Genomic DNA, 25,059 nt, shown 5'->3' on the forward strand with positions numbered 1-25,059 from the left:
AGAAAGGCGTCGCATGGCTTCACCGCCTTCCACTCGTGGGGAACGCGTTCCACAGGCAACGACCGAGATGACACTCAGCCACGATACGAAACGCGACATCCGGGGCAACTCGACGGACTTGCGGGCTCGACGTAATTCCCCACCGGCGTCGCGCTCATGTGCCCACGGCCGGACGGGTGGTGTTTCGGCGCCTGCGCGAGCTCCTTCGGGCACGTCATCGGCGCACGTCAAAACGATTCTCTCGCCTCGTGGGAAGGCTGACGGTAAGCACGTCGGGGTCCCGGCGCCGTCGCGGACCCAGCCAGTGTGGCGGTCATGGCAATTGATCTGAAGCAGACGGCGATCCACCCTGACCTGGCGGCCGTCCTTCCGACGTGCAACACCCGAGAGGCGGTGCGGGCGGCCCTGGGTGACACCCAGGGCAACATCCTCAAGGGCCACGACCGCGGCTCCAGCCGCCATCTGTTCGTCACCTTCAGGACGAGCAGCGGCGGCGACCGGACCAAGGCCCGGCAGTGGCCGGCTTCGATGGCCCAACCCGAGTACGTCACCTCGGCCCTGACGCAGTGGGAGGAGGCCGCCACCTTCGTGCCGAGCCTGAGCGCGCTGCGACGCTTCAGCACCGTCGAACCGGCCGCCTCGCGCGGGGCCGGAGCATGAGCATCCACCACCACGCCGTGGACGGTCTGGCCCGGCGCCTGAGCGGCTACGTCCGTGAGCCGGGCAGCCCCGCGTACGACCGCGTCGTCGCCATCGACAACGGCCGCACGCGGACGCCGCCGGCGTACCTCGTGCGGGCCAACGCGGTGGCCGACGTCGCAGGCGCCATCGACTTCGCCAGGGCACTGGAGCTGCCGTTGACCGTGCGCGGCGGTGGCCACAGCGCCGCCGGCTACCGCCTCAACCGCGGCGGCGTGGTCCTGGACCTCGCTCTGATGAGAGCGATGACGTTGGACCGGGAGACCCGGCGGCTGCGCGTCCAGATGGGCGCCACCTGGAACGACGTGTACAGGTACGTGGCCCGCAGCGCGGCTCCGCTGATCCCGGTCGGCGGCGGCTGCCTGACCGTGGGCCCGCCCGACTTCCTGCAGGGCGGCGGCTACAGCCTCGTCTCCCGCTCCTACGGGCTCGGCAGCGACAACGTCGTGGAGATCAAGCTCGTCGACGCCGCGGGCCGACTGCGCACCCTGACCGCGGACGCCCCCGACGAGGCCGACCGGGAACTGTTCTGGGCCTGCCGGGGCGGTGGCGGCGGCAACTTCGGTGTCGCCGTCGAGATGACCCTGCAGTTGCAGACGCCCGCGGCGGCGACCATGCTCGGCGGCCGGCTCTCCTACCCGCTCGAACGAGCGTCCGAGGTGATCGCGGCCTATGACGCGTGGACGAAGGACCTTCCGGAGGCGATGGCCGCCTACGGCCACGTCGGCCTCGAACCCGACCCTGCCGAGCCGACCCGGAAGATCCCCGCCTTCCGGATCACCCCCGTCTACAACGGGGAGTACGCCGACGGCACAGACCTGATCCAGCCGATGCTGCGCCTGGCCCCCTTCGACGCGCGCTTCTACTCGATGCCGCTCCCGGCCTGGGAGAGCGTCATGGGCCGGTCCACCGTGGTCGGCGAACGCCAGGCCTACATCCGTTCGGGGATGATCGGCGAGACGGGCTGGCACCCGGACATGATCCACTCCGTCCAGGAGATGATCGCCCGCTCGCCCTCACCCGACAGTTTCGTGGCCTGGACGCACGGCCGCGGCAAGGTCCGGCACCCGGACGGGCAGAACCACGGGCCCTACCCGCACCGCGACAGGCGCTACATCTTCGAGCTGAAGGCCGTCTGGACCGACCCGGCGCAGACCCGGTCCAACGTGGAGTGGGCCTTCGATTTCGGCGAGGCGCTCAGCGCCGACTTCCACGGCGCCCACGTGAACGACATGGACCCGCTGCGGAAGGACTGGGCCACCGCCTACTACGGCGAGAACCTGGCCCGGCTGCGGGCGATCAAGGCCGCCACCGACCCCGATGGCTTCTTCCGGTTCCAGCAGTCGGTCGACTCCGCCTTCGAACCGGACCTGCGCCGCCCGCTGGACCTCAGCCCCCTCAACCGCACCATCTGCTGAGCCCGCAGCCCACGGGAGCACTCACATGAACACCACGTGCCTGAAGGAGCACGAGAAATGACCGTAGACGCACCCGCCCCGATCTCCACGCTCAAGGACCTCAAGGCCGCCCTGCAACTCGCCATCGGCCTCGAACTCAGCACCATCCCCGTGTACCTGACCGCCCTCTACTCCCTGAAGGAGGGCCACAACACCGACGTGGCCGTGGCGATCCGCAGCGTCGTCATGGAGGAGATGCTTCACATGACCCTCGCCGCCAACGTCCTCAATGCTCTCGGCGAGGTCCCCTGCACAGCCCCGGTCGACTTCCAGAGTCGCAGGAACCTGAGCCCGATCCCGGCCTACCCGCTGGAGAGCCCCCTCGTTTCCGGCATCGGCAAGCTCGATCTGCGGCCGCTCACACCCGAAGCGGTGGCGGGCTTCGTCCGCATCGAGCACCCGCTGCACGGCGCCGCCGAGCTGGCGGACATCCCACTCAGCTCAAGCGGCTACCGCACCATCGGCCAGTTCTACAACGCGATCGACCACGCGCTCGGCGACCGCACCGTCTGCCCGGACGACGCCTTCGAGCCGCTGCGCCAAGTACCGGGCAGCGCCTACTACGGAGGCGCCGGCCGCGTGATCGAGGTCACGGACCGGGAGACGGCACGGCAGGCCGTCAGGACGATCCTGGACCAGGGCGAGGGCCTGCCCGAGGAGTACCTCCACGAGCCGGCCAAGAAGGTCACGGACGCCGACCGGCTCGGCTCCGGCTGGCAGATGTACTCCCACTACGCCCGCTTCCGCGAGATCCAGACCGGCCGCCGGTTCCGCACCGACCAGCTGGCCGAGGACCCACCCGCGGGCGCGATGCTGCTCGTCGACTACAGCGCCGTCCACCCGGCGCTCTCCGTCCCCCGCAACTTCCACACCCTCGGCAGCTCGGAAGCCGCCGCCCTGGACGCCTTCGACCTCGCCTACTCCGAGCTGGTCGACGACGTCTACCTCGCCTTCGCGCGCCGGCCGAGACAGGTCTCCAGCCCGCCGGTCGCAGACCCCGGCCGGGACCGTCCGACGCTCCAGCCGGCGGTCCACGGCATGTACGCCCTGAAGATCCGGGCCATCACCCTGATGCGCACCCCCAACCCGGCCGCGCCCGGGCGCACCCTGTGCCCCCGTTTCGCCTACGTGCCGCCGGGCGGCGACCGCGACAAGCTCGTGCAGGACGTCGCGACCATGCGCGGACTGCACCGGTGATCTCCATGGTCACCAAGTGGTGGTGGCCGCCGCCGCGCGGGCAACCGGGAGAACCGGCACCGTCAGGGCAGCTTCCACTGCTGGTTGGTGCTGTCCGCGCAGGTCCAGATCTGGGCCTGGGTGCCCGAGCCGCCCCAGCCGGTGTCGTCCAGGCACTTGCCCGAATTCGGATTCAGCAGTTCGCCGTTGGACTGCGGCACCCACGTCTGCGCGCCGGTTCCGTTGCAGTCGTACAGGTCCACGGTCGTGCCGTTGGCCGTACCGGCCGCGTTGACGTCCAGGCACTTGCCCAACACGGTGAGCTGGTTGCTGGACGTCACCGTCCACTGCTGGGCGCTCGTGCCGTTGCAGGTGTAGATCTGCACCGGGTTGAAGTTGGCGGTGCTGGCCGAGCGGTCGTCCAGGCACAGGCCGTTGTAGGCCAGCGTGACCTGACCCGTGCCACCGCCGGGCGGTGGGGTGGTGTTGCCGGTGAGCTGGTTGAAGATGCGCGAGTAGGCGTAGCCGACCGGCTTGTCGTAACCGTCGACCTCCCAGAACGCCAGCTCGGAGATGCCGTTGGAGGCCGCGAAGCTCTCCAGCGACTGCGCGTCCGACTGGGAGAAGACCATGCCGTCGTCGTTGGTGCCGGCGATCGGGGTCAGGCCCATCTTCGCGTACGCGGCCGCGGTGGAGATGCCGTACAGACCCGCAAGTTGGCTGGCCGTGCCCTGCGCGGAGGACTCGGCGTCGCCGAGCACCGGCTTGTTGTCGTAGTAGTCCATGGTCATGATGTTGACCAGGGAGACGTTGACGCCCGCGCTCTGCGCGTCCTGCAGCAGCGCGTACTGCGAGGCGTTGCCGGTCGGCAGGCCGCTGGCCGAGACGCCCAGGGTGAAGTCGACCTGCACGTTCGGGTTCTGGCGCTGCAAAGCGGCCAGGGCCTGGTCGCGGCGCGAGGTCGCGGCGGTGTCGGACAGCGTGGAGCCCTCGATGTCGAAGTCCAGCCGGGTCACGCCGGTGCTGTTGACGATGTTCGCGTAGGCGTTGGTGAGGGACGTGACGTCCGTACAGGTCTGCGCCAGTTCCCCGCCGGACGCGCCGCCGGAGGAGATCATGACCTGCCCGCCGCTCGACTGGAGCGAACTGATCTGGGAGTTGAAGGTGTTGAGGGCGTAGTTCCCGGCTTCCCACATCGGCGTACAGCCCGACTGCGGGATGAGGAACGCCAGCGTGTAGTCCTTCAGGCCGGTGGCGCTCATATCGGCCGCCATGTCACCTGCGGTGCTGGAGGAGAGTTGCAGGTACGGGGCGGCGAACGAGCCGGGGAAGGCCGGACCCGCGGCCTGCGCGGACGGCTGCACGCCGAGCGCCAGGCCGCCTGCGGCGAGCGGCAGCGCGACTGCCGAAGCCAGGGCGCGAAGTGATCGCATCTCAGGAACTCCTTTGGTGGGGCAGGAGGATGGGAAGCGTCGCTGGGCCCGAGCGACGGCGCGCACGACGAGACCCGGACACGCCTGGTGGGAAAAGGCAGGTGGGGGCTGTCGGGTGCACGACGATTGAACTCTTGAACTCGTCCCAGCGTCAAGGCTTCTGACCACATGTGGTCTGGACCATCGGACTCGGCCGCTTGACCTAGGGAAACCGTCAGATACGCACTGCCGCTGCGAGGGGCTCCGCATCCACGGATGGCAGAGATCGCTCTCCTGTCGACATCCGTTGAAGGCTCACACCCGGCATAGCGGACATGCGCGTCCGGAAGATGGTTCGTCGGTGCCGGGCACCTGCGCCGCGCTATCCGTGCCGCTGGTGCGACGCCGCGATGCCCGTGCCCTGAGCCTTGACAGGCCCCGACGGCGTTCGCACACTGGCAGGCAAATCGATTTGGCCGCCTTTTCTGGATGCACTCGGCGACCTGGCCAAATCGATTTGGCCCGCACCATCCGTGCAGGACGAGCCGAACGGAGCTCGATCGTGTCCCTTCCCCCCGCAGCCCACGCCGTTCCCCCGGCCGTGCACCCCGTCGACGAACGCCGTCCGGTCCATCGGATGCTGCTCTTCGGCGTCCAACACGTCCTCGTCATGGCCGCGACCCCCATCTCCAGCGTCTTCCTGGTCAGCGCCACGCTCGGCCTGAAGCCGGACCTCAGCGTCGACCTGCTGTCAGCCGCCTTCGTGCTGTCGGGGATCGGCTCGCTGCTGCAGTCCCTCGGCCCCCGAGGCTTCGGCGCCAAGCTGCCGTTCGTGATGCTGCCGGGCGGCGCGCCGCTCGTGCTCTTCCTGTCCATCGCCCACCAGCACGGCCTGCCCACCGCCACCGGCGCCGTCATCCTGACCGGGGCGTTCTACTTCGTCGTGCTTCCGCTCTTCTCCTGGCTGCTGAAGTTCTTCCCACCGCTCGTCATCGGCACGATGATCGTGATCGTCGGGGTGAACCTGGTGAGGGTCGGCGCGCTGCTGATCACCGGCCAGCCCGGAACCCCCGGCTTCGCGGCCCCCCGCAACCTCGTCCTCGGCCTGGCCACGATCGGCCTCACCGTGGCCCTGTACTGGCTGTGCACAGGCGTGCTGAGACAGCTCGCCGTCATGCTCGGCCTGGTCGCCGGAACGGCGCTCGCCGCCGCCATGGGCGCACTCCACCTGCCGCACCTGGGCGCGGGCGGCCCGCTCCACGCGCCCCAGCTGATGCCGTTCGGCTCACCCCGCTTCGACCTGCTCGCCTCGCTGCCGCTGCTCGTCTACAGCCTCGCCTCGATGGCCGAGGCCACCGGACAGACCGTCATCAACGGCGAGGCCGTGGGCCGGCAGATCGACGCCCGCCGGGACGCCCCGCGCACGATCCGCGGCGACGCGGCCGTGTCGGTGCTCGGCGGCTTCTTCGGACTGCCGCTCATGGTCACCAGCGGAGAGAACATCGGCATCGTCCGCATCACCGGCGTCCGCTCACGCTTCGTCACCGTCGCCGCGGGGCTGGTCCTGGTCGCCGTCGGTCTCCTCTCCCCCGTCACCCGCCTGATCGGCGCCGTCCCCGCCCCCGTGGTCGGTGGCAGCGCGATGGTGGTCTACGGCGTCATCGCCGTGCTCGGCGTGCAGATGCTCGGGCGCGCGAACCTGGACGACCACACCAACGCGTTCACCTGCGCGGTCGCGCTCGCGCTCGGCCTGCTGCCGATCCTCGTGCCCGGCGTCTACACCCAGCTCGCCCCGAACGTCCGGATCCTGCTGGAGAGCGGCGTCGCCGTGGGCGCGTTCACCGCCGTGATCCTCAACGCCCTGTTCCATCATGTCCGGCCGAAGCTCTTCGGCCGGGACGACACCGACTCCCCGTCCGCCGCGAACCCGGTCCACCATCCCCCGGCGCCCGTCGGCCACTGACCGACCTGACAGCAGGTCAGCACCGCTGCCACCGCCGTCAGGACTCTCCACCCGAAAGTGAGAACGATGCGATTCCCCGACCCGAGCTGCTTCCAGGGCGAACGGATGCAGCTGCTGGAACCCGAGGTGCTCCTCACGCCCGAAGGACCGGTCCGCGACCACGCCGTCGTCGTCGAGGACGCGACGTTCCGCGCGGTGGGACCGGCGGCCGTGCTGGCGCAGCGGTATCCGCGGCTGCGCCGGATCCGGCTCGACGGCTGCCTGCTGATGCCCGGATTCGTCGACACGCATCACCACCTCACGCAGAAGCTCGGCGGCTCGCTCGCGTTCGGCGAACCGTCGGAGATCTTCCGCCGCGTCTGGGAACCGCTCGAAGGGACGCTCGACGTCGAATCGGCCTACCTGTCGACGAAGTTGGCCGCGCTGGAGGCGTTGCGCGGCGGGTTCACGACGGTGGTCGACGCCGGCACCCGGGCACCGGTCGACGTGGAGGCGGTAGCGTCGGCGACGCGCGACGCCGGGATCCGCTGCGTGCTGGGACTGGTCTGCGCCGACAGGGACGGTGCCTCCTCGCCGGTCGAGGTCCTGGCCGGCGCGGAGAAGCACCTCGCCCGGTACCGGAACGACCCGTTGGTCCATCCCTCCCTCGCCGTCCCGATCCCGGAGGCCGCGACCGACCGGGTCCTCCAGGCCACCGCCCGCCTGGCGGCCGAAGCCGGCGCGGTCGTGCAGATCCACGTCAACGAGCACCTGGCCTCAGTGGAGCGCTCACTGCTCGCGCGCGGTGAGCGGCCCCTCGAACACCTCCATCAGCTGGGCGCGCTCGGACCGCAGTTGCTCGCGGCTCACGCGACGCTGCTGACCCCGCGCGAGCTGATGCTGCTGCGCGACACCGGGACGGCCGTCAGCTACAACCCGGTGGCCAGCGCCTGGAAGGGCAATGCCGTGGCGCCCGCCACCGCGATGGCCGAGCTGGGCATCCGGTTCGGGATCGGCACGGACGGGACCCGTGGCGACGCGTTCCGTCTGGTCTGCGCGGCCGAGTTCGCCCAGCGCATCAGCTACGGCCTGGCGACCGGGGACTCCTCGTGCGGGGCGGGATGGACCTGGCTGGACCATGCGACCCGGCTGGGCGCCGAGGCCGCCGGGCTCGGCGCGGTCACCGGACAGATCGCGACCGGCTCCCAGGCCGACTTCCTGCTCGTGGACATCGACGGGCCGGAGCTGCGGCCCTCGTGGGACCTGCCCTGGGAGCTGGTGCGGCTGGCCAACCGCGACCAGATCAGGGCCGTGTTCGTCGCCGGTCGGCTCCGGTTGTGGCAGGGCTGGCCGCCCGACTGGGACGGCCCCGCCCTCGTCGCGGACGCCGCCCGGATCGCCCGCGAGGTCGTCGCCCGGGCGCCGATCGTCCGCGCCCATCCGACGTCGACGGAGCATCGTGCGGCAGCGCGGCGTGTGGCGGTCGCGCAGGCGACGACGGCCCGAGCCGGGCTGGAGGAGCTGTGAGCGTCCAGGCGGCGGTCCTGCTGGCGGTGGTGGTCGCCCTGGCGGCGTTCGTCCAGGGAACCGGCGGGCTCGGGTTCGCGCTGATCGTGGCGCCCGTCGCGGGGCTGCTGGCACCCGGACTGCTGCCGGTCTTCCTCCTCGCGGCGATGATCCCGCTGAACCTGTACGTGGCCTGGCGCGAACGGGCCAGCCTCGATCTGCGCGGGGCGGGATGGATCATCGCGGCCCGGCTCGCGGCGACACCCGCCGGGCTGGCGCTGCTGTGGTTGGTGCCGGGGCGGCGCATCGGCCTGCTCGTCGGCGCGGCCACCGTCCTGGCCGCGGTGGTCAGCCTGGTCGCCCCCTCGTTCACTCCGGGCCGAGCCGCCTACCTGGGCGCCGGGCTGGTCACCGGCCTCACCGAGACCGCGACCGGCGTAGGCGGCCCGCCGCTGGCGCTGGTCTACCAGCACCGGCCCCCGCAGGAGCTGCGCTCGACCGTGGCCGCGTGCTTCCTGGTCGGCGAACTCGCGTCACTGGGGCTGCTGTTCGCCACCGGACGCGGACACCCTGGCCAGCTGTGGCCGGCCCTGCTGTTCCTGCCCGCCCTCGCCGCCGGGGCGGCGCTGAGCCGCCTGGTCCACCGGCGGGTGGACGCCCGCCGGATGCGGACCTTCGTCCTCGCTTTCGCGCTGGTGTCCGGCCTGGTGCTCATGGTCGGGACGTGATCCGGGCCGTCGAGGCCCTGGGCACCACGCGGGGTTCCGGCAGCTGCCGGCCCGACGGGGCGGCCTCGCCGCCCAGTTGGGCCAGCAGCAGCTCGACGGCGTCGGTCGCGGCCCGCTCCAGGTGAAGGTCCACGGCCGTCAGCGGCGGCTCGCAGGTGCGGGCGCGCAGCCCGTCGTAGCGGGTGGCGACCATGATGTCGGCCGGGACGCTGCGGCCGCTGTCGTGGATCGCGCGCACGGCGCCGGCCGCCAGCGCGTCGACCAGGACGCACACCGCGTCCACGTCGGGGTGCTCGGTCAGCAGGGCGGCGCAGCAGTCGTAGCCGGCCTGCTCGCCGCCGGCCTCCCCGGCGGTGGCGATGACCGGCGCCTGTCCGTGGTCGGCGGCGTCCTGCCGGAACACGCTCTGCGCCTCCAGTGAGGCGTGCCGCGGGCTGGATCCGGTGATGAGCGCCGGCCGGCGGGCGCCCCGCTCGCGCAGGTGCCGCACCAGCAGCTCGGCGACCCGCCGGTCCTGCAGGTCCACCCAGAGCCCGTCGTCCGGCGGGCCGCCGAGCACCACGTAGGGCAGCGACCATGCGCGCAGCCTGGTCACGACCGGGTCGTCGGCCGCGGGCTCGACGACGATGGCACCGTCCACGTCCACGGACTCCAGGCCCGCGCCGGAGGTGACCGGCGGAACCAGCACCAGCGCGTAGCCGTGGGTGAGGGCCCGCTCCGCCGCCGCGGCGGCGACCTCCATGTAGAAGCCGAGCCGGGAGGGGCCTCCTGCCACGGCGAGCGGCATGGACGAGGCGAGCGCGAGGGAGAGTGCCCGCCCCTGGCGCAGCCGCTGGGCCCGCAGGTTCGGACGGTAGCCGAGCTCGGCGGCGACCCGCCGAACGCGCTCGCGGGTCTTCGGGTCGACCTTGCCCAGGCCGTTGAGGGCGTGCGAGACCGTCGTCCGGGAGACGCCCGCGGCCGCCGCGACGTCCGCGATGGTCGGCGGTCGCTGCCCTGCAGGCGAGGGAGACGGTCGCACGCTGGCTCCTTGCTCGGGTCGGGCTTTCCCTGGTGGCGCCCACCAGTCTCCCGCATCGTTCGCCCTCGTCGAGTCGGACGCCGAAGATCGTGGTGGCCGGGTGTCGATTTCGGGCGTCGCCGTTCGTCGTGAGGACAGAGCGGCGGCGCGAGGCCGTCGCAGGTTCTTACGGAGGTTCTCATGAAGCTCACTCTCACCACCTTCGTCACGCTCGACGGTGTCATGCAGGGGCCCGGCGGCCCGGAGGAGGACCCGAGCGGCGGTTTCCGGGACGGCGGCTGGCTGGTCCCGTTCGCCGACGAGCGGATGGGCGAGATCGTCGCCGAGCAGTTCGCCGACGCCGACGCCTTCCTGCTCGGCCGCGGCACCTACGAGATCTTCGCCGGGTTCTGGCCCAAGGTCACCGACCCGGACGATGCCGTCGCGGCGGCGCTGAACGGCCGCCCGAAGTTCGTGGTCTCCACCAGGCTCACGGAGGCGGACTGGTCCGGGACCACGATCATCCGTGACGACGTCGTCGCGCGGATCCGGGAGCTCAAGGAGCGGCCCGGTGGCGACCTGCAGGTCCACGGCAGCCACGGGCTGGCGCAGACCCTGATCCGGCACCGCCTCGTCGACGAGTACCGGCTGTGGGTGTACCCGCTGGTCCTGGGCCACGGCAAGCGCCTGTTCGGCGAGGGCGCCGTGCCGACGGCACTGGAGCGGGTGGACACGCGGTTCACCACGACCGGCGTCGCCGTCCACACCTACCGCCCGACCGGTCTGCCCTCGTACGGCGCGTTCGCCGTCTCGTCCGAGGGGTCCAACACGCCGAGGTGACCACGGGTCCGTGACGGGCATGCCGTTCTAGGATCTGCGGCATGGCGACACGACTCGTTCAGATCAACATGAAGGCCCGGGACGACGCCGCGCTCGGGCGGTTCTGGGCGGAGGCACTGGGTTGGGGTCTCGGCAGTGAGGCGCCGGGTGTGACCAACCTCGAACCCGTGGGCTTCACCTACCCCGACCCCTCCGCCGTCTGCATCGACCTCGTCGTCTCCCCGGAACCCAAGACGGTCAAGAACCGGGTGCACCTCGATCTGGCCACCACCTCGCCCGCCCATCAGGCGGAGTGGGTCGCCCGCCTGAGGGATCTGGGCGCGACCCCCGTCGACGTCGGTCAGGGCGACGTCCCGTGGGCGGTCCTGGCCGACCCGGAGGGCAACGAGTTCTGCGTCCTGGAACCGCGCGAGGTCTACCGGGACACCGGACCCGTCGCCGCGGTCATCGTCGACTGCACTGATCCGCGGGCGATGGCCCGCTTCTGGAGCGAGGCGACGGACTGGAAGGTGCACGAGGTCGCCGACGACTTCGCGAGCCTGCGCTCCGCCCAAGGTGTGGGCCCCTACCTGGAGTTCATCCGCACCCCCGACACCAAGACCGTGTGGAACCGGGTCCACCTCGACGTCCGGCCGTACCGCGGCGACGACATGGCGGCGGAGGAGGCGCGACTCCGCGCCCTGGGCGCGACCGACCCGGGCATCGACCAGTCCGCCCTCGCCTGGACGGTGCTGGCCGATCCGGAGGGCAACGAGTTCTGTCTCCTCACTCCTGCCTGACCCTGCGTCACGGCGTGGACTCCGACATCGCGTCGAGCAGCCAATCCGCCAGGTACCGGGCGAAGGAGGCGCGGACCAGCAGGCGGTAGGTCGGTTCGGCGTCCGTCTGGTCGAGGATGACCTGGACCTTGGAGACCGTCGTCTGGGCGCAGTGGCCGGGGCCGAAGGCGCGGGGGTGGAGATCGAGGGAGCAGCCGTGTTCCAGGACGGCACGGGCGGAAGGACCGGAGAGTTCCAGGGTGGTGCGGTTGGCGGAGAGGTCGACGAGCGAGCCGGGTTCGTCGCCGAGGACCTGACGGAGTGTCTGTTCGACGCCGGGGGCGGTGCCGTCCGGGCCGACAACGAGCCACTCGTCCGGTCCGAGCCAGAGGACCCGGAGCGCGCCGGTCACGGTCACCGAGGCCGTGCGGTCGGGCAGGGGTGTGCCGAGGGCCTCGGCGACGCGGCGGGCCGCGGGGCCGATCGGGTCGAGGCGGAGGTTGAGCTGCGCGAGGTAGGGGATCTCGCGCAGCCGCACGCCCCGCGGGCCGGGGGCGGAGCCGGCGGCGAGTCGGTCGGCGAGGCCGCCGAGCGGGCTGCGCCGCAGGTGGGCCAGGCGGTCAACGGCGCGGTTGTCCGCGGCGAGGCTGTCAGCCGTCACGGCGTGTTCCCTTCGGGTCGAAGAGGACGGGTTCGGTGATGGTCGCGGTGATCGTGCGGCCGTCCGCCAGCGGCGCGAGCACCGTGTCGCCGATGCGGTCGCGGCCGCCGCGCACCAGGGCGAGGGCGAAGGTGCGGCCGAGGGCGGCGCTGCGGTAGCTGGAGGTGACGTGGCCGAGAGGGTCGACGGGGACGGCGGCGAGGTCGGCGCCCGGGGCCACCAACTGGGCGCCCTCCGGGAGCAGTTCAGAGCGGTCGACGGGCAGCAGGCCGACCAGGTGCTTGCGGTCGGCGCGGGAGGTGTCGGGCCGGTCGAAGGAGCGCTTGCCGACGAAGTCCTTGTGCCGGGCGACGATCCACGCCATGCCGAGGTCCTGGGGGGTGACCGTGCCGTCGGTGTCCTGGCCGACGATGGGGTAGCCCTTCTCGGCGCGCAGCACGTGCATGGTCTCGGTGCCGTAGGGGGTGATCCCGGCGTGGGCGCCGTAGGCGAGGACGGCCTCCCAGACCGCGAGGCCGTACCAGCTCGCCACATTGATCTCGTAGGCCAGCTCGCCGGAGAAGGAGATGCGGCAGATCCGGGCCGGGACGCCGTTGGCCAGCTCTGTATGACGGACCGTCATGAACGGGAATGCCTCGTTCGAGACATCCAGCCCGGGCGCGAGTGCGGCGAGGACCTCGCGGGAGCGGGGGCCGACGACTGCCACGGTGGTCCACTGCTCGGTGACGGAGGTGCAGCGCACCCGCAGCTCGGGCCACTCGGTCTGCAGCCACTCCTCCATCCAGTCCAGGACGGCGGCGGCGTTGCCGGTGGTCGTGGTGAGGTAGTAGTGCTCGGGGGCGAGGCGCACGGTGACGCCGTCGTCGAAGACCATGCCGTCGGCGCGGCACATGACGCCGTAGCGGGCGGAGCCGACCGGCAGCTTGGCGAAGCCGTTGGTGTAGAGGCGGTCGAGGAACACCCCGGCGTCCGGGCCGACCACGTCGATCTTGCCGAGGGTGGAGGCGTCCATCATGGCGACGCCCTCGCGGGCCGCGCGGCACTCGCGCCACACGGCCGTGTCCATGTCCTCGCCGGGGCGCGGGTAGTAGTGAGGGCGCTGCCACTGGCCGACGTTCTCGAACACGGCGCCGCGCCGGACGTGCCAGGGGTGGACGGGCGTGGTCCGCACGGGGTCGAAGAGCGGCCCGCGCTCGCGTCCGGCGAGCAGGGCGAAGGAGACCGGGACGTAGGGTCCTCGGTAGGTGGTGGTGCCGACGTCGCCGGGCGAGCGCGCGCCGAGCAGCTGGGCGATGACGCCGATGGCGGCGACACCGCAGGACTTGCCCTGGTCGTGGGCGGTGCCGATGGTCGTGTACCGCTTGATGTGTTCGACCGAGCGCATCCCGGCCCGGATCGCGCGGTGCACGTCGGCGACGGTCGCGTCGCGCTGGGCGTCGACGAAGTGGTCGCGCCAGGTCGACGGGTCGCCCTCCTCGCCGGGGACGAGCCAGACGGGGCGCGGCGGCGCGGGCTGCTCGTCGCCCGAGCATGAGGGCACGACGGGGGCGGTGACGGGGAATCCGGCGGCGGTCGCCGCTTCGGCCCCGGCGGTGAGGCCTTCGCTCAGGCAGCCGGCGAGGTCGTGTCGGCCGCGGCCGGAGCCGACGGCGCGCACGGCCTGGGCCGCACTGTCGGGGACGAAGGCGGCGAGCTGCTCGTCGTAGCGGACGGTGCCGCGGGACATGCTCCACAGGTGCACCGCTGGGCTCCAGCCCCCGCAGACGGCGAGCAGGTCGCACGCCAGCTCCCGGACGGGGCCCGTGAGTTCGGACCCGTCGTCGGCGAGCGCGGAGATCCGCACGCCGGTGAGGCGCGCCTCGCCCTCGGTGCCGACCACGACGGAACCCGTCAGCACCTCGATCCCGGCGGCGCCGGCGGCCTCGACGAGGGCCGCGGGCGGCTCGGGTCGCGTGTCGACCAGGGCCGGGACCGCGGCGCCGGCGGCCGCCAGCTCCAGTGCGGTGGCGTAGGCGCTGTCCCCGGTGGTGAACACCACGGCGCGTCGGCCGGGGAGGACGGCGTGGCGGTTCAGGTAGGAGCGGACGGCGGCGGCCGACATGACGCCGGGTCGGTCGTTGCCCGCGAAGACCAGTGGGCGTTCGTGCGCGCCGGTGGCCAGGACGACCTGGCGGGCCCGGAAGTGCCACAGCCGTCCACCGCCTCCCGGCAGGTCGGGGCGGCGTTCGGCGACGAGCACGTAGTTCTGGTCGTGGTAGCCGATCGCCGTGGCCCGGGTCAGCACCCGTGTCTCCGGCTGTGCGTCCAGTTCGGCGCGGACCTCGGCCACCCAGGTCAGGGCGGGTCGCCCGTCGATCGCCTCGCGACCGCCGCCGAGCAGCGCGCCGCCGAGCTCTGGCTGGTCGTCGACCAGGACGACCCGCGCGCCGGAGCGTCCGGCCGTCAGGGCCGCGGCAAGCCCGGCCGGTCCCCCGCCGACCACGAGGACGTCGGAGTGGAGGTAGCTCTTGTCGTACCTGGCCTCGTCGGGTGCCTCGTCGAGCCGTCCGCGGCCCTGCAGGCTGATGGCGGCGAGCCCGTCGCACAGCTCGACGGTGGTGGCGAGCTGCATCGGCTCGCTGTGCGGGCGCTCCAGCTGCACGAGCGCGTGCGGGTCGTCGACCCCGGCGGTGACGATGCCGCGCGGCCGCTCCCGGTACAGGCTCGGGCCGACGGTGAGGACGCCGTTGGCGAGCAGCGCGGAGGCGAGGGTGTCGCCGCGCAGTCCGGTGTACTCGACGCCGTCGAAGGTGAAGCGCAGCGGCGCGGAGCGGTCCACCCGGCCGCCCGTGGGCAGGCGGTTGCTCATGCGGTCACCTCGGTGTGCGCGTCGGGACGTGCCTGCCCGGCCGGGTAGACGGCCGTGATGTCGTGGGTGACGGTGTGCCGGACCACGTTGAACCAGCGGCGGCAGCCGGCGCTGTGCAACCAGCGCTCCGCGAAGTCGCCCTTGGGGTTGGCGCGGACGAAGAGGTACTCGCCCCACTCGGCGTCGGTCAGTGCCGCGGGGTCGGCGGGGTGGGCGACGTGGGCCTGGCCGCCGTAGTGGTACTCGGTCTCGTCGCGCTCCCCGCACCAGGGGCAGGCGATGAGCAGCATGCGTCCTCCCGTAAGGGTGTCCGTGGCGTGTGAGTGGGGTGTCAGTGCGCGACGGCGGCGGCGCCGTGCTCGTCGATCAGCGCGCCGGTGGTGAACCGCTCCAGGCCGAAGGGCGCGGCCAGCGGGTGGGGGCGTCCGTGGGCGATGGTGTCGGCGTAGACCCAGCCCGAGGCGGGTGTCGCCTTGAAGCCGCCGGTGCCCCAGCCGCAGTTGAGGTAGAGGTTCTCGACCGGCGTCGGTCCGATGATCGGCGAGGCGTCGGGGGTGACGTCGACGATCCCGCCCCAGGTGCGCAGCACGTGGGCGCGGGCGAAGATCGGGAACAGTTCGAGCGCGGCGGCCATCTGATGCTCGATCTGGTGGAAGGAGCCGCGCTGGCCGTAGCCGTTGTAGGAGTCGATGCCGGCGCCCATGACCAGCTCGCCCTTGTGTGCCTGGCTCACGTAGACGTGCACGTGGTTGGACATCACCACGGTCGGGTGCACGGGCTCCAGCAGCTCGGAGACGAGGGCCTGCAGCGGGTGGCTCTGCAGCGGCAGGCGCAGGCCGAGCAGGTCGGTGAGGGTGCTGGTGTGCCCGGCGGCGGCGAGGGCGACCCGGCCGGCGGCGATCCGGCCGCGGCTGGTCTCGACGCCGACAACCGCGCCGTGGCTGTCCCGGACGAAGCCGGTGACCTCGCAGTTCTGGATCAGGTCGACGCCGTGGGAGTCGGCCTTGCGGGCCAGGGCCCAGGCGACGTGGTCGTGCTTGGCGATCCCGGCGCGTGGCTGGAGGGTCGCGCCGAGCACGGGATGGCGCACGTCGGGCGAGGTGTTGACGATGGGACAGAAGGCGCGGACCTCGTCGGGGTCGAGCCACTCGGCGTCGACGCCGCCGAGCCGGTTGGCGCCCACGCGGCGCCGGCCCTCGCGCACGTCCTGGAGGGTGTGGGCGAGGTTGAGCACGCCGCGCTGGCTGAAGAGGAAGTCGTACTCCAGCTCTTCGGGCAGGCCCTCCCAGAGCTTGAGGGCGTGCTCGTAGATCGCCGCGCTCTCCTCGCACAGGTAGTTGGACCGGATGATGGTGGTGTTGCGGGCCATGTTCCCGCCGGCGAGCCAACCGCGTTCCAGGACGGCGACGTTGGTGATGCCGTGGTTGCGGGCCAGGTAGTGGGCGGTGGCCAGGCCGTGGCCGCCGGCGCCCACCACGACGACGTCGTAGGACGGCTTGGGATCGGGTGTGCGCCAGAGCCAGTCGGGGTGCTCCGGCAGCTGGTCGGGCATCGGCGGGTTCCTCCCTGACGTGACTGACGTGCGGAGGCAGGCGGCGAACTTGTTTCAGATTACGCACGGCGTTGCGTAACCCACAACAGTGCGTGGGGGTTGTTCCGCGACGGACTCTCTTGACGGCCCCTCGGAGCGGCCCGAGACTGTTGCGCCATACGGTCTGCGTTTCACTTGATGGAACTCGCCGTTGACGTCACGGTTGCCGAGAGATACGGCAGGAACCCCATGACCTTGCAGAACTACGACTTCGTCATCGTCGGTGGAGGATCGGCGGGTTGCGCGCTCGCCGCCCGCCTGAGCGCGGATCCGGGCAACCGGGTGCTGGTCCTGGAGGCCGGCCGTCCCGACTATCCCTGGGACGTCTTCATCCACATGCCGGCGGCGCTCACCTTCCCCATCGGGAGCCGCTTCTACGACTGGAAGTACGAGTCCGAGCCGGAACCGTTCATGCACGACCGGCGCATCTACCACGCCCGCGGCAAGGTGCTGGGCGGGTCCAGCAGCATCAACGGCATGATCTTCCAACGCGGCAACCCGCTCGACTACGAGCGCTGGGGCGCCGATCCGGGGATGAAGAGCTGGGACTACGCCCACTGCCTCCCCTACTTCAGGAAGATGGAGAACTGCCTCGCCGACCCCGGCACCGGCTGGCGCGGGCACGACGGCCCGCTGGCGATGGAGCGCGGACCTGCCACCAACCCCCTGTTCGGCGCCTTCTTCGAGGCCGTGCAGCAGGCCGGCTATCCGCTGACGGACGACGTCAACGGCTACCGGCAGGAGGGCTTCGCGCCGTTCGACCGCAACCTGCGCCGCGGACGGCGGCTCAGCGCGGCGCGTGCCTACCTGCACCCCGTCAAGAGCCGGCCCAACCTCGAGGTACGGACGCGGGCGCTGGTGACCCGGATCCTCTTCGAGGGCAAGCGCGCCGTCGGCGTCGAGTACAGCCCGCGCGGCGGCGCGCCGCAGCAGGTCCGTGCGGGCAAGGTCATCCTGTCCGGCGGGTCGATCAACTCCCCGCAGCTGCTCCAGCTCTCGGGTGTCGGCAACGCGGACGAGCTGGCCGCGCTGGGCATCGACCCGGTGCACCACCTGCCGGGTGTCGGCGAGAACCTCCAGGACCATCTGGAGGTCTACGTCCAGCACGCCTGCAAGCAGCCCGTCTCGGTGCAGCCGCAGCTGAAGATGTGGCGGCGCCCGTTCATCGGCGCCCAGTGGCTCTTCCTGCGCAGTGGGCCCGGTGCCACCAACCACTTCGAGGGCGGCGGCTTCGTCCGCAGCAACGAGGACGTGGCCTACCCCAACCTGATGTTCCACTTCCTCCCGATCGCCGTCCGCTACGACGGCTCCGCCCCGGCGGGTGGACACGGGTACCAGGTACACATCGGCCCGATGTACTCCGACGCGCGCGGGTCGGTGAAGATCAAGTCGCGTGACCCGCGGGTCCATCCGGCGCTGCGCTTCAACTACCTCTCGACGGAGCAGGACCGCCGCGAGTGGGTGGAGGCCATCCGGGTCACCCGCTCGATCCTGGCCCAGGACGCGCTCGCCCCGTTCAGCGACGGCGAGATCTCCCCCGGCCCGTCGGTGGAGAGCGACGAGCAGGTCCTCGACTGGGTCGCCCGCGACGGCGAGACCGCCCTGCACCCCTCCTGCACCTGCAAGATGGGCACGGACGAGCTGTCCGTCGTGGATCCGGCCACCATGCAGGTCCACGGCCTGGAGGGCCTGCACGTGGTGGACGCCTCGGCGATGCCGTACGTGACCAACGGCAACATCTACGCGCCGGTCATGATGCTCGCGGAGAAGTCCGCGGACCTCATCCTCGGGAACACCCCGCTGGACGCGGACCACGCGGAGTTCTACCGCCACCGCAAGGCGGTCTGATCCCGCCTCAGGGACCCGTGGGCCCCGCACTCCGACGCTTCGGAGTGCGGGGCCCTGGAATTCCTGTGGCCTGCGAGGTCCGCGGCTTGCTAGCGTCCGCGCGTGAACACGTATCTGATCGGTGGCGGCTGGGACGACACGGCGGCGGAACTGGTCTACGGGCCCTTCCTCGCGGCGGCGGGCGGCCCGGAGCCGGTGGTGGCCTGTCTGGTGATCGACGAGGGCGACGGCGCCGAGTACGTCGCGCGCTTCGAGACCGCACTGCGGAAGGCGGCTCCGTGCCGGCCGGTCCCGGTCCTGGTGCCGCTGGGCGGCACGTTCGATCCGGCCGCGCTGGACGGCGTCGACGCGCTACTGGTCTGCGGCGGGCTGACCCCCGCCTACCAGGAGGCGCTGGCACCGGTCCTCGCCGACGTGTCCGCCCGGCTGGCCGAGCGGGGTCTGCCGTACGCGGGCTTCTCGGCCGGGGCCGTCGTCGCCGCGAGCGCGGCACTGGTCGGCGGCTGGCGCTCGCGGGGCACCGCGATCTGCCCGGAGGACACCGCCGAGGACCTGGACGAGCTCGACGTACGGCCGGGCCTCGGCCTCGTGCCGTTCACCGTCGACGTCCACGCCGCCCAGTGGGGCACGCTGCCGCGCCTGATCGAGGCCGTCGCCCTGGGCGCGGCGCCGTCCGGCGTGGCGATCGACGAGAACACCCTGCTCACGGTGGACGGCGGGCGCGCCCGTGTCTCCGGCCTGGGCCGCGTGCACCTGGTGCGGGCGGAGGGCGCGCACGGAGACGTCACGCTGCGCGCCTACCGCTCCGGCGAGGAGTTCGCCCTGTAGGGCGTGGGCTTGGGGGCTTCGACCGTCACGGCGTGGCTTCCTCCGGTCAGGCGGGGCGGGGAAGGGCAACGACGCAGGCCCTAAGGGTGCGGCGCATGCGGACGAAGGCCTTGGCCTGGTCCACCGCCAGCACGGCGACGGCGCGGCCCTCGCGCCGGTAGACGGCGGCGAAGGAGCGGCTCTCCAGGTCGCCCTCGACGAGCTGGGGCTCGTCGCCGGGCCGGAGGTGGCCGGCGAACTGGATGCGGTGGCGGTACTGGTCGGACCAGAAGTACGGCGCGGCGGCGGGTGCCGGCGCGGAGACGCCGGTCAGCAGGGTGCGCACGGCAGTGCGGGGCTGGTCGGTGGCGCTGGTCCAGTGCTCGACTCGGGTGTGGCCGCCGGTGAACAGGTCGAGGCAGCGGGCGACGTCGCCGACCGCCACCACCTGGGGGATGTCCGTCGCGCAGCCCGCGTCGCAGAGGACGCCGTCGTCGACCTGGAGCCCGGACCCGTCGAGCCAGTCCGTCGCCGGGCGGGCTCCGACGCCGACCACGACGACATCGGCGGGGACGACGCGGCCGTCCGCCAGCCGCACGCCGGTGACGCGACCGACCCCCTCCAGGCCGGCGACACCCGCCCCGCACAGCAGCCGGACGCCGTGGTCCGCGTGGAACGAGGCGCAGACGAGTCCCATCTCCCGCCCGAGCGCCCGCTCCAGCGGTGCCTGGGCGGCCTCGATCACGGTGACGTCGAGCCCCAGGGAGCGCGCGGAGGACGCCACCTCCGCGCCGATGAACCCGGCGCCCACGACGGCGACCGCGGGTCGACCGGTGGTGAGCTCGGCACGCAGCGCCTCGGCGTCGTGCAGCGTGCGCAGGGTGTGCACGCCGGCGAGCCCCCGGGCACCCGGCAGGGTCCGCGCGGTGGCCCCGGTCGCGATCACGACGGCGTCGGCCCGCAGGTCCCGTCCGTCGGCGAGCGTCACCGTCCGTGCGGCCGGGGCGAGTCGGACCGCTCGTGCGCCGAGCAGCCAGTCGGCGTCGAGGTCCTGGTACTCCTCGGCGTCGCCCAGCGCGAGGGCGGCTGCGTCGTACTCGCCCGTCAGGAACTGCTTGGAGAGCGGCGGACGGTCGTAGGGCAGGTGGCGCTCCTCCCCCACGACCGTGATCGCCCCCTCGTAGCCCTCCTCGCGCAGCGCCCGCACGGCGCCGAGTCCCGCGAGCGACGCCCCGACGACCAGGACGCTCCTCACGCGGGCTCACCGACGTTGACGTGGAGCAGCACGAGGCCGTCCACGACCTCGACGTGGTGGGTGCGCAGAGCGGCCTTCGCGGGCGGGCAGGTCGGCCGGCCGGTGCGCAGGTCGAAGGAGCTCGCGTGCAGCGGGCATTCGACCAGGCAGCCTTCGAGCCAGCCGTCCGCCAGCGAGGCGTCCTGGTGGGTGCAGGTGTCGTCCACGGCGTAGAGAACCCCGTCGGCGTTGAAGACGGCGACGGGCGCGGGAACGCCTTCCGTCACGCGCAGGGCCTCGCCCGGGGGCAGATCTTCGATGCGGCAGACCGTGATCACTCGGAGCCTCCAGAGTGTCGCGTATCACGCAACTGGATGCGGTATACGCAACATGGTTTCCTCGGGCTGAAGTACTGTCAAGAGGTCGGCAAGCCACGCACAGAGGCATACTGTTGCGCCATGAGCAACGGTGTGCAGCCCGGCGAGTCCCCCGTGCAGTCCGTGGACCGCGCGGTCACGATCCTCGAACTGCTGGCCGCGCGCGGCGAGGCCGGCGTCACCGAGATCGCGGCCGAGCTCGGCGTGCACAAGTCCACGGCGTTCCGGCTGGTCGCGGCGCTGGAGCTGCGCGGGTTGGTCGAGCAGCCCGGCGAGCGCGGCAAGTACCGCCTCGGCCTCGGCCTGGTGCGTCTCGCCGGCGCGGCGACGGTGCGGCTGGATCTGTCCCAGCAGAGCCGTCCGGTCTGCGAGCGACTGGCGGCGGAGGTCGCCGAGACCATCAACGTGGCGATCCTCGACGTGGACGCCGCGGTCAACATCGAGCAGGCGCTCGGGCCTTCGGCCATCACGACCCACAACTGGGTCGGCCAGCGGACGCCACTGCACGCGACATCCAGCGGCAAGGTGCTGCTCGCCCACCTCCCCGAGCCCGCCCTGGCGGCGCGGCTCGCCGCGCCGCTGGAACGCTTCACGGCACAGACCGTCACCGACCCGGCGCGCCTGCGCCGGCAGCTGGAAGCGGCCCGCCGGGACGGATACGCCTCCACCGTGGAGGAGTTGGAGACCGGCCTGAACGCCGTCGCGGCGCCGGTCTTCGCCCACAACGGCCAGGTCGTCGCCGCGATCAGCGCCTCCGGCCCCTCCTTCCGCCTCGCCAAGCCCCGCTTGGCAGAGGTGGCCAAGGCGGTCCGGGAGGCGGCGGCGGAGGTCTCCGCCCGGCTGGGTTACGTTCGGGGAGCGACCCCCTAGGGGCCCGGGGTTCTGCCGATGTGCGGCTCCGCCGCTTGGGCACGAGAAACCACCCTTGGGGGCACCCCCGGCCGAAGGCTGGGGGATTGTCGCGCCCACGCGGCGGAGCCGCACATCAGCGGAGCCTCACGCCCCTAGGAAGTTGCCACGTCCCTTCTGCGATAGCGCAGGTACAGGCCGAGCCCCACGGCGGTGATCACCGCCGTGAAGACGATCGCCCCCCACTGGTAGTACCAGTGGTCGTTCCCGTAGACCGCCGCGCGCGGCCATGCCAGGTTGACGGTCATGGCGGCGCCGTAGAGGACGGCGATGGCGTTGACCGGCGTGCCCCAGCGGCCGAGGTTGAAGTACGGGCCGTGGTCCGGGCGTGGCCACTCGCCGCGCAGGCGGCGCAGCAGCATCGGGCCGGTGACCATCAGGTACGGGATGTAGAAGAGGATGATGGCGACCGAGGTGAGGATGTAGAAGACTCGCTGGTTGCCGATGTTGACCAGCAGTAGCGCGATCGTCAGCACACCCGTGATCAGCGCCGGTACCACCGGCGTCTTGGAGCGCGGGGAGACCTTGGCGATGGCCTTGCCGAACGGCAGCCTGCCGTCGCGGGCCATGGCGAACAGCAGCCGGATCGCGGCCGTCTGGACGGCGAGGCAGCAGACCGTGATGGCGATGGCCGAGCAGACCAGGAAGGCGTCGCCGAGCCCCGTGCCGAGGGTGGACTTGATCAGGTACGGCATCCCGAGCGTGCCCAGCTCCTGGGCGTTGATGTTGCCGACGGCCATCATCCCGATCAGCATCAGCAGTCCGCCGGCGAGGAACGCCGCGCTCAGCGCGCGGATGATGGCGCGGGGGGCGTGCCGGCGCGGTTCCCTGGTCTCCTCGGCGAGGGAGCCTGCCGTGTCGAAGCCGTAGAAGACGTAGGCGCTCATGATGGAGGCGACCAGGAAGGCGCCGAGGTAACCCCAGGAGTGCCCCGCCCCGGTGCCGGCCGTCTTCAGCACGACCTGGGGGCCGCGGTGGATGTGGACGGCGAGCATGACGATCAGCAGGGTGACGCCGATGAGCTCGACCGCCACCCCGAAGTTGTTGATCTTCGCCATCAGCCGGACACCGACCATGTTGACGATCGTGGTGAACACCACCAGACCCAGCGCCAGCAGGATTGCGTTCTTCGCGCCGTTCGGCGTCGCGGTCTGCCCGGCGTCGGCCGATCCGCCCACGATCTCGAAGGCGAGCGACACCTGGGGCAGGATCACCTGGTAGGCGACGGCCACGGCCGCGGCGGTGACGACCGCGCCGATGGCCATGATCCAGCCGGACATCCACGAGGTGACCGGGCGGGCGATCTGCTTGGACCATTGGTAGACGCCGCCGGCCAGCGGGAACTGACCAGCCATCTCGGCGAAGCAGAGGGCGACGGCGAGCTGGCCGAGGAAGACCAGCGGCCAGGACCAGATGAAGGCCGGGCCGCCCGCGCCGAAGCCGAAGCCGAAGAGCTGGAAGACGCCGGTCATGATGGAGATGTAGCTGAAGCCGGCGGCGAAGCTGGAGAAGGACCCGAGGGAGCGCTCCAGTTCCTGCCGGTAGCCGAAGCGGGCCAGGTCGTGGGTGTCCGGGGCCGGTGGTCCGCCGTCGCCCGGTTGTCTGGGGCCGGCGGTCTTTCCTGAGATGCTCATGGGCGCTCCCGGGGCGGCGAGTGGGTCAGTCGGCGAACCAGTGTTGAGGTGCGGGGTCGAGCGTGCGCCAGACGTGCTTGGTCTCCTGGTACTCGCGCAGACCGGAGGGGCCGAGTTCGCGGCCGGTGCCGGACTGCTTGAAACCGCCCCACTCGGCCTGCGGCACATAGGGGTGGTAGTCGTTGATCCAGACGGTGCCCAGCCGCAGTCGCTGCGCGACGCGTTCCGCGCGCGCGGCGTCCTGCGTCCACACGGCGCCGGCCAGGCCGTAGGGAGTGTCGTTGGCGAGGGCGACGGCCTCGTCCTCCTCGTCGAAGAGCTCGACGGTCAGCACGGGGCCGAAGACCTCCTCGCGGACCACGGCCATGCCGGGGTGGCAGCCGGAAAGGACCGTGGGGCGCAGGAAGTACCCGGCCTGGAGCTCGGGTTCAGCCGGACGGGCCCCGCCCGCCCGCACCACGGCGCCCTCCGCGAGCGCGCCCTCGAGGTGGCGCTCCACCTTGGCCCGGTGCTCGGCGGAGACCAGGGGGCCGCACTCGGTGCCCTTCGCCAGGCCGTCGCCGAGGCGGATCCGGTCGGCGCGGCGGGCCAGCTCCGCGACGAACTCCTCGTGACGGCCCCGCTGCAGCAGCAGCCGGGAGCCGGCGGAGCAGACCTGGCCGGAGTGGAGGAAGGCGGCGGTGAGCGCGTAGTCGACGGCCGTGTCGAGGTCCGTGTCCGCGAAGACGATGTTGGGGTTCTTGCCGCCGAGTTCCAGCGCGACCTTCTTGACGGTCTCGGCGGCCGCGCGCATGACGGACCGTCCGGTGGCCAGGCCGCCGGTGAAGGAGACCAGGTCGACAGCCGGGTGCTCGGCCAGCGCCGCGCCGACCGCGCCCCCGCCGAGGACGAGGTTGGCCGTGCCGGCCGGCGCGCCCGCCGCGTCCAACGGCCCCTGCAGCAGTTCGAAGAGGCGGACGGTGGTGAGCGGGGTGACCTCGCTCGGCTTGGCGACGACGGTGTTGCCGGCCGCCAGCGCCGGGGCGAGTTTCCAGGTGATCTGGAGCAGCGGGTAGTTCCACGGGGTGATCAACGCGCAGACCCCGACGGGCTCGTGGACGACGCGGCTGACGGCGTCCGGGCGGCCGGTGTCGACGGTGCGGCCGGCCTCGGTGGCGACCAGGGCGGCGTAGTAGCGCAGCACGGCGGTGGAGTCGTCGATGTCGTAGCGGCTCTCGGCCAGGGTCTTGCCCGTGTCGAGGGTCTCCAGCCGGGCCAGTTCCTCGCGGTGCTGCTGCAGCGCGTCGGCGGTGGCGGTCAGCACGGTGGCGCGGCGGGCGGCCGGTGCCTGAGCCCAGGTGCCGGCGTCGAACGCGGCGCGGGCGGCACGGACCGCGCGGTCCACGTCGTCGGCCGACGCCTCCGCGACGGTGGCCAGATCGCTCGCGTCGTACGGGTTGGTGACGGTCCGTCGGCTCCCGTCCGCCGCCGCGGTCCAGGTGCCGTCGATGAACAGGGAAGTGGGGCGAACCACGGGCTGCATGAACAGCCGCCTCCTCGCATGGTGCGCGATGTTGCGTGATGTGAAACATCAACCTTCATTCGCAACGTGCCGCCGAGTATGGAAGTGGCGCAAAGAGGGTGTCAAGGGGG

General features: G+C 72.0%; 21 protein-coding genes. 11 read left to right on the forward strand and 10 right to left on the reverse strand.

Annotation, left to right across the window (positions count from 1 at the left end):
• Positions 1 to 315: 315 nt before the first annotated feature.
• Genes DN069_RS39985 through DN069_RS09750 form a run of 3 tightly spaced genes read left to right on the forward strand, consistent with a single transcriptional unit; the run spans position 316 to position 3,353 of the window.
• Complete coding sequence (locus DN069_RS39985) at positions 316 to 660, forward strand: hypothetical protein (protein ID WP_165845456.1); 345 nt, start codon at positions 316 to 318, stop codon at positions 658 to 660.
• Positions 657 to 2,117, forward strand: a complete 1,461-nt coding sequence (locus DN069_RS09745; RefSeq protein WP_111500482.1) for an FAD-binding oxidoreductase — start codon at positions 657 to 659, stop codon at positions 2,115 to 2,117. The genes DN069_RS39985 and DN069_RS09745 overlap by 4 nt, the downstream gene beginning before the upstream one ends.
• Before the next feature lie 57 nt (positions 2,118 to 2,174).
• Positions 2,175 to 3,353, forward strand: a complete 1,179-nt coding sequence (locus DN069_RS09750; RefSeq protein WP_111500483.1) for a ferritin-like domain-containing protein — start codon at positions 2,175 to 2,177, stop codon at positions 3,351 to 3,353.
• Between the two features lie 62 nt (positions 3,354 to 3,415).
• Here DN069_RS09750 and DN069_RS09755 read toward each other — a convergent pair whose 3' ends face one another.
• Positions 3,416 to 4,765 (reverse strand): ricin-type beta-trefoil lectin domain protein, encoded by a 1,350-nt coding sequence (locus DN069_RS09755; protein ID WP_111500484.1) that lies wholly within the window; start codon positions 4,763 to 4,765, stop codon positions 3,416 to 3,418.
• 616 nt (positions 4,766 to 5,381) lie between these two features.
• On the opposite strand from DN069_RS09755, the gene DN069_RS09760 reads away from it, so the two are divergent.
• The 3 genes from DN069_RS09760 to DN069_RS09770 all read left to right on the forward strand — a co-directional run bounded on the left by DN069_RS09760 (position 5,382) and on the right by DN069_RS09770 (position 8,920).
• Complete coding sequence (locus DN069_RS09760; RefSeq protein WP_111500485.1) at positions 5,382 to 6,707, forward strand: uracil-xanthine permease family protein; 1,326 nt, start codon at positions 5,382 to 5,384, stop codon at positions 6,705 to 6,707.
• 66 nt (positions 6,708 to 6,773) lie between these two features.
• A complete protein-coding gene (locus DN069_RS09765) occupies positions 6,774 to 8,213 on the forward strand; it encodes an amidohydrolase family protein (protein WP_111500486.1) in 1,440 nt (479 codons plus the stop codon).
• The gene (locus DN069_RS09770) at positions 8,210 to 8,920 is read left to right on the forward strand and encodes a sulfite exporter TauE/SafE family protein (protein WP_111500487.1); all 711 of its coding nucleotides are present in this window, start codon (positions 8,210 to 8,212) and stop codon (positions 8,918 to 8,920) included. Before DN069_RS09765 ends, DN069_RS09770 begins: the two co-directional genes overlap by 4 nt.
• On the opposite strand, the gene DN069_RS09775 is transcribed toward DN069_RS09770, so the two are convergent.
• Entirely contained in the window at positions 8,904 to 9,941 is a 1,038-nt protein-coding gene (locus DN069_RS09775; RefSeq protein WP_111500488.1) for a LacI family DNA-binding transcriptional regulator, read from the reverse strand. The genes DN069_RS09770 and DN069_RS09775 overlap by 17 nt on opposite strands.
• Before the next feature lie 180 nt (positions 9,942 to 10,121).
• Here DN069_RS09775 and DN069_RS09780 point away from each other — a divergent pair, with 180 nt between their 5' ends.
• Positions 10,122 to 10,760 (forward strand): dihydrofolate reductase family protein, encoded by a 639-nt coding sequence (locus DN069_RS09780; RefSeq protein ID WP_111500489.1) that lies wholly within the window; start codon positions 10,122 to 10,124, stop codon positions 10,758 to 10,760.
• A gap of 41 nt (positions 10,761 to 10,801) precedes the next feature.
• Positions 10,802 to 11,539 (forward strand): VOC family protein, encoded by a 738-nt coding sequence (locus DN069_RS09785; RefSeq protein ID WP_111500490.1) that lies wholly within the window; start codon positions 10,802 to 10,804, stop codon positions 11,537 to 11,539.
• 7 nt (positions 11,540 to 11,546) lie between these two features.
• On the opposite strand, the gene DN069_RS09790 is transcribed toward DN069_RS09785, so the two are convergent.
• The 4 genes from DN069_RS09790 to DN069_RS09805 are packed head-to-tail and all read right to left on the reverse strand — an operon-like array spanning position 11,547 to position 16,579.
• On the reverse strand, positions 11,547 to 12,179 hold the full coding sequence (locus DN069_RS09790) for a sarcosine oxidase subunit gamma (protein ID WP_111500491.1): 633 nt from the start codon (positions 12,177 to 12,179) through the stop codon (positions 11,547 to 11,549).
• Entirely contained in the window at positions 12,169 to 15,027 is a 2,859-nt protein-coding gene (locus DN069_RS09795; RefSeq protein ID WP_111500492.1) for an FAD-dependent oxidoreductase, read from the reverse strand. The genes DN069_RS09790 and DN069_RS09795 overlap by 11 nt, the downstream gene beginning before the upstream one ends.
• A complete protein-coding gene (locus DN069_RS09800) occupies positions 15,024 to 15,317 on the reverse strand; it encodes a sarcosine oxidase subunit delta (protein ID WP_111500493.1) in 294 nt (97 codons plus the stop codon). The genes DN069_RS09795 and DN069_RS09800 overlap by 4 nt, the downstream gene beginning before the upstream one ends.
• A gap of 41 nt (positions 15,318 to 15,358) precedes the next feature.
• Positions 15,359 to 16,579 (reverse strand): sarcosine oxidase subunit beta family protein, encoded by a 1,221-nt coding sequence (locus DN069_RS09805; protein WP_111500494.1) that lies wholly within the window; start codon positions 16,577 to 16,579, stop codon positions 15,359 to 15,361.
• Between the two features lie 228 nt (positions 16,580 to 16,807).
• Here DN069_RS09805 and betA point away from each other — a divergent pair, with 228 nt between their 5' ends.
• Together betA and DN069_RS09815 are read left to right on the forward strand one after the other, a co-directional pair.
• On the forward strand, positions 16,808 to 18,466 hold the full coding sequence (betA, locus tag DN069_RS09810) for a choline dehydrogenase (protein ID WP_111500495.1): 1,659 nt from the start codon (positions 16,808 to 16,810) through the stop codon (positions 18,464 to 18,466).
• Positions 18,467 to 18,568: 102 nt separating this feature from the next.
• Positions 18,569 to 19,294: a Type 1 glutamine amidotransferase-like domain-containing protein gene (locus tag DN069_RS09815; protein ID WP_111500496.1), complete on the forward strand. Its 726-nt coding sequence runs from the start codon at positions 18,569 to 18,571 to the stop codon at positions 19,292 to 19,294.
• 46 nt (positions 19,295 to 19,340) lie between these two features.
• On the opposite strand, the gene DN069_RS09820 is transcribed toward DN069_RS09815, so the two are convergent.
• Both DN069_RS09820 and DN069_RS09825 read right to left on the reverse strand, forming a co-directional pair.
• On the reverse strand, positions 19,341 to 20,528 hold the full coding sequence (locus tag DN069_RS09820) for an NAD(P)/FAD-dependent oxidoreductase (protein WP_111500497.1): 1,188 nt from the start codon (positions 20,526 to 20,528) through the stop codon (positions 19,341 to 19,343).
• Positions 20,525 to 20,845 (reverse strand): bifunctional 3-phenylpropionate/cinnamic acid dioxygenase ferredoxin subunit, encoded by a 321-nt coding sequence (locus DN069_RS09825; protein ID WP_111500498.1) that lies wholly within the window; start codon positions 20,843 to 20,845, stop codon positions 20,525 to 20,527. The genes DN069_RS09820 and DN069_RS09825 overlap by 4 nt, the downstream gene beginning before the upstream one ends.
• 120 nt (positions 20,846 to 20,965) lie before the next feature.
• Between DN069_RS09825 and DN069_RS09830 the strand changes: the two genes are divergently transcribed.
• Positions 20,966 to 21,754, forward strand: a complete 789-nt coding sequence (locus DN069_RS09830; RefSeq protein WP_207892109.1) for an IclR family transcriptional regulator — start codon at positions 20,966 to 20,968, stop codon at positions 21,752 to 21,754.
• Positions 21,755 to 21,888: 134 nt separating this feature from the next.
• On the opposite strand, the gene DN069_RS09835 is transcribed toward DN069_RS09830, so the two are convergent.
• A complete protein-coding gene (locus tag DN069_RS09835; RefSeq protein WP_111500499.1) occupies positions 21,889 to 23,427 on the reverse strand; it encodes an APC family permease in 1,539 nt (512 codons plus the stop codon).
• 25 nt (positions 23,428 to 23,452) lie between these two features.
• Positions 23,453 to 24,949, reverse strand: coding sequence for an aldehyde dehydrogenase family protein (locus tag DN069_RS09840; RefSeq protein WP_111500500.1), 1,497 nt, complete (start codon positions 24,947 to 24,949; stop codon positions 23,453 to 23,455).
• Positions 24,950 to 25,059 lie beyond the last annotated feature (110 nt).

This window comes from Streptacidiphilus pinicola (genome assembly GCF_003258295.1).
Classification (GTDB): domain Bacteria; phylum Actinomycetota; class Actinomycetes; order Streptomycetales; family Streptomycetaceae; genus Streptacidiphilus; species Streptacidiphilus pinicola.

What these genes read in the sequence shown, in the direction of transcription:
- DN069_RS09785 (WP_111500490.1), top strand. Translation starts at nt 10,802, where the DNA reads ATGGCGACACGACTCGTTCAGATCAACATGAAGGCCCGGGACGACGCC.
- DN069_RS09780 (WP_111500489.1), top strand. Translation starts at nt 10,122, where the DNA reads ATGAAGCTCACTCTCACCACCTTCGTCACGCTCGACGGTGTCATGCAG.
- DN069_RS09755 (WP_111500484.1), bottom strand. Translation starts at nt 4,765, where the DNA reads ATGCGATCACTTCGCGCCCTGGCTTCGGCAGTCGCGCTGCCGCTCGCC.
- DN069_RS09800 (WP_111500493.1), bottom strand. Translation starts at nt 15,317, where the DNA reads ATGCTGCTCATCGCCTGCCCCTGGTGCGGGGAGCGCGACGAGACCGAG.
- DN069_RS09750 (WP_111500483.1), top strand. Translation starts at nt 2,175, where the DNA reads ATGACCGTAGACGCACCCGCCCCGATCTCCACGCTCAAGGACCTCAAG.
- DN069_RS09805 (WP_111500494.1), bottom strand. Translation starts at nt 16,579, where the DNA reads ATGCCCGACCAGCTGCCGGAGCACCCCGACTGGCTCTGGCGCACACCC.
- DN069_RS09835 (WP_111500499.1), bottom strand. Translation starts at nt 23,427, where the DNA reads ATGAGCATCTCAGGAAAGACCGCCGGCCCCAGACAACCGGGCGACGGC.
- DN069_RS09745 (WP_111500482.1), top strand. Translation starts at nt 657, where the DNA reads ATGAGCATCCACCACCACGCCGTGGACGGTCTGGCCCGGCGCCTGAGC.
- DN069_RS09760 (WP_111500485.1), top strand. Translation starts at nt 5,382, where the DNA reads ATGCTGCTCTTCGGCGTCCAACACGTCCTCGTCATGGCCGCGACCCCC.
- DN069_RS09840 (WP_111500500.1), bottom strand. Translation starts at nt 24,949, where the DNA reads ATGCAGCCCGTGGTTCGCCCCACTTCCCTGTTCATCGACGGCACCTGG.
- DN069_RS09765 (WP_111500486.1), top strand. Translation starts at nt 6,774, where the DNA reads ATGCGATTCCCCGACCCGAGCTGCTTCCAGGGCGAACGGATGCAGCTG.
- DN069_RS09830 (WP_207892109.1), top strand. Translation starts at nt 20,966, where the DNA reads ATGAGCAACGGTGTGCAGCCCGGCGAGTCCCCCGTGCAGTCCGTGGAC.
- DN069_RS39985 (WP_165845456.1), top strand. Translation starts at nt 316, where the DNA reads ATGGCAATTGATCTGAAGCAGACGGCGATCCACCCTGACCTGGCGGCC.
- DN069_RS09795 (WP_111500492.1), bottom strand. Translation starts at nt 15,027, where the DNA reads ATGAGCAACCGCCTGCCCACGGGCGGCCGGGTGGACCGCTCCGCGCCG.
- betA (WP_111500495.1), top strand. Translation starts at nt 16,808, where the DNA reads ATGACCTTGCAGAACTACGACTTCGTCATCGTCGGTGGAGGATCGGCG.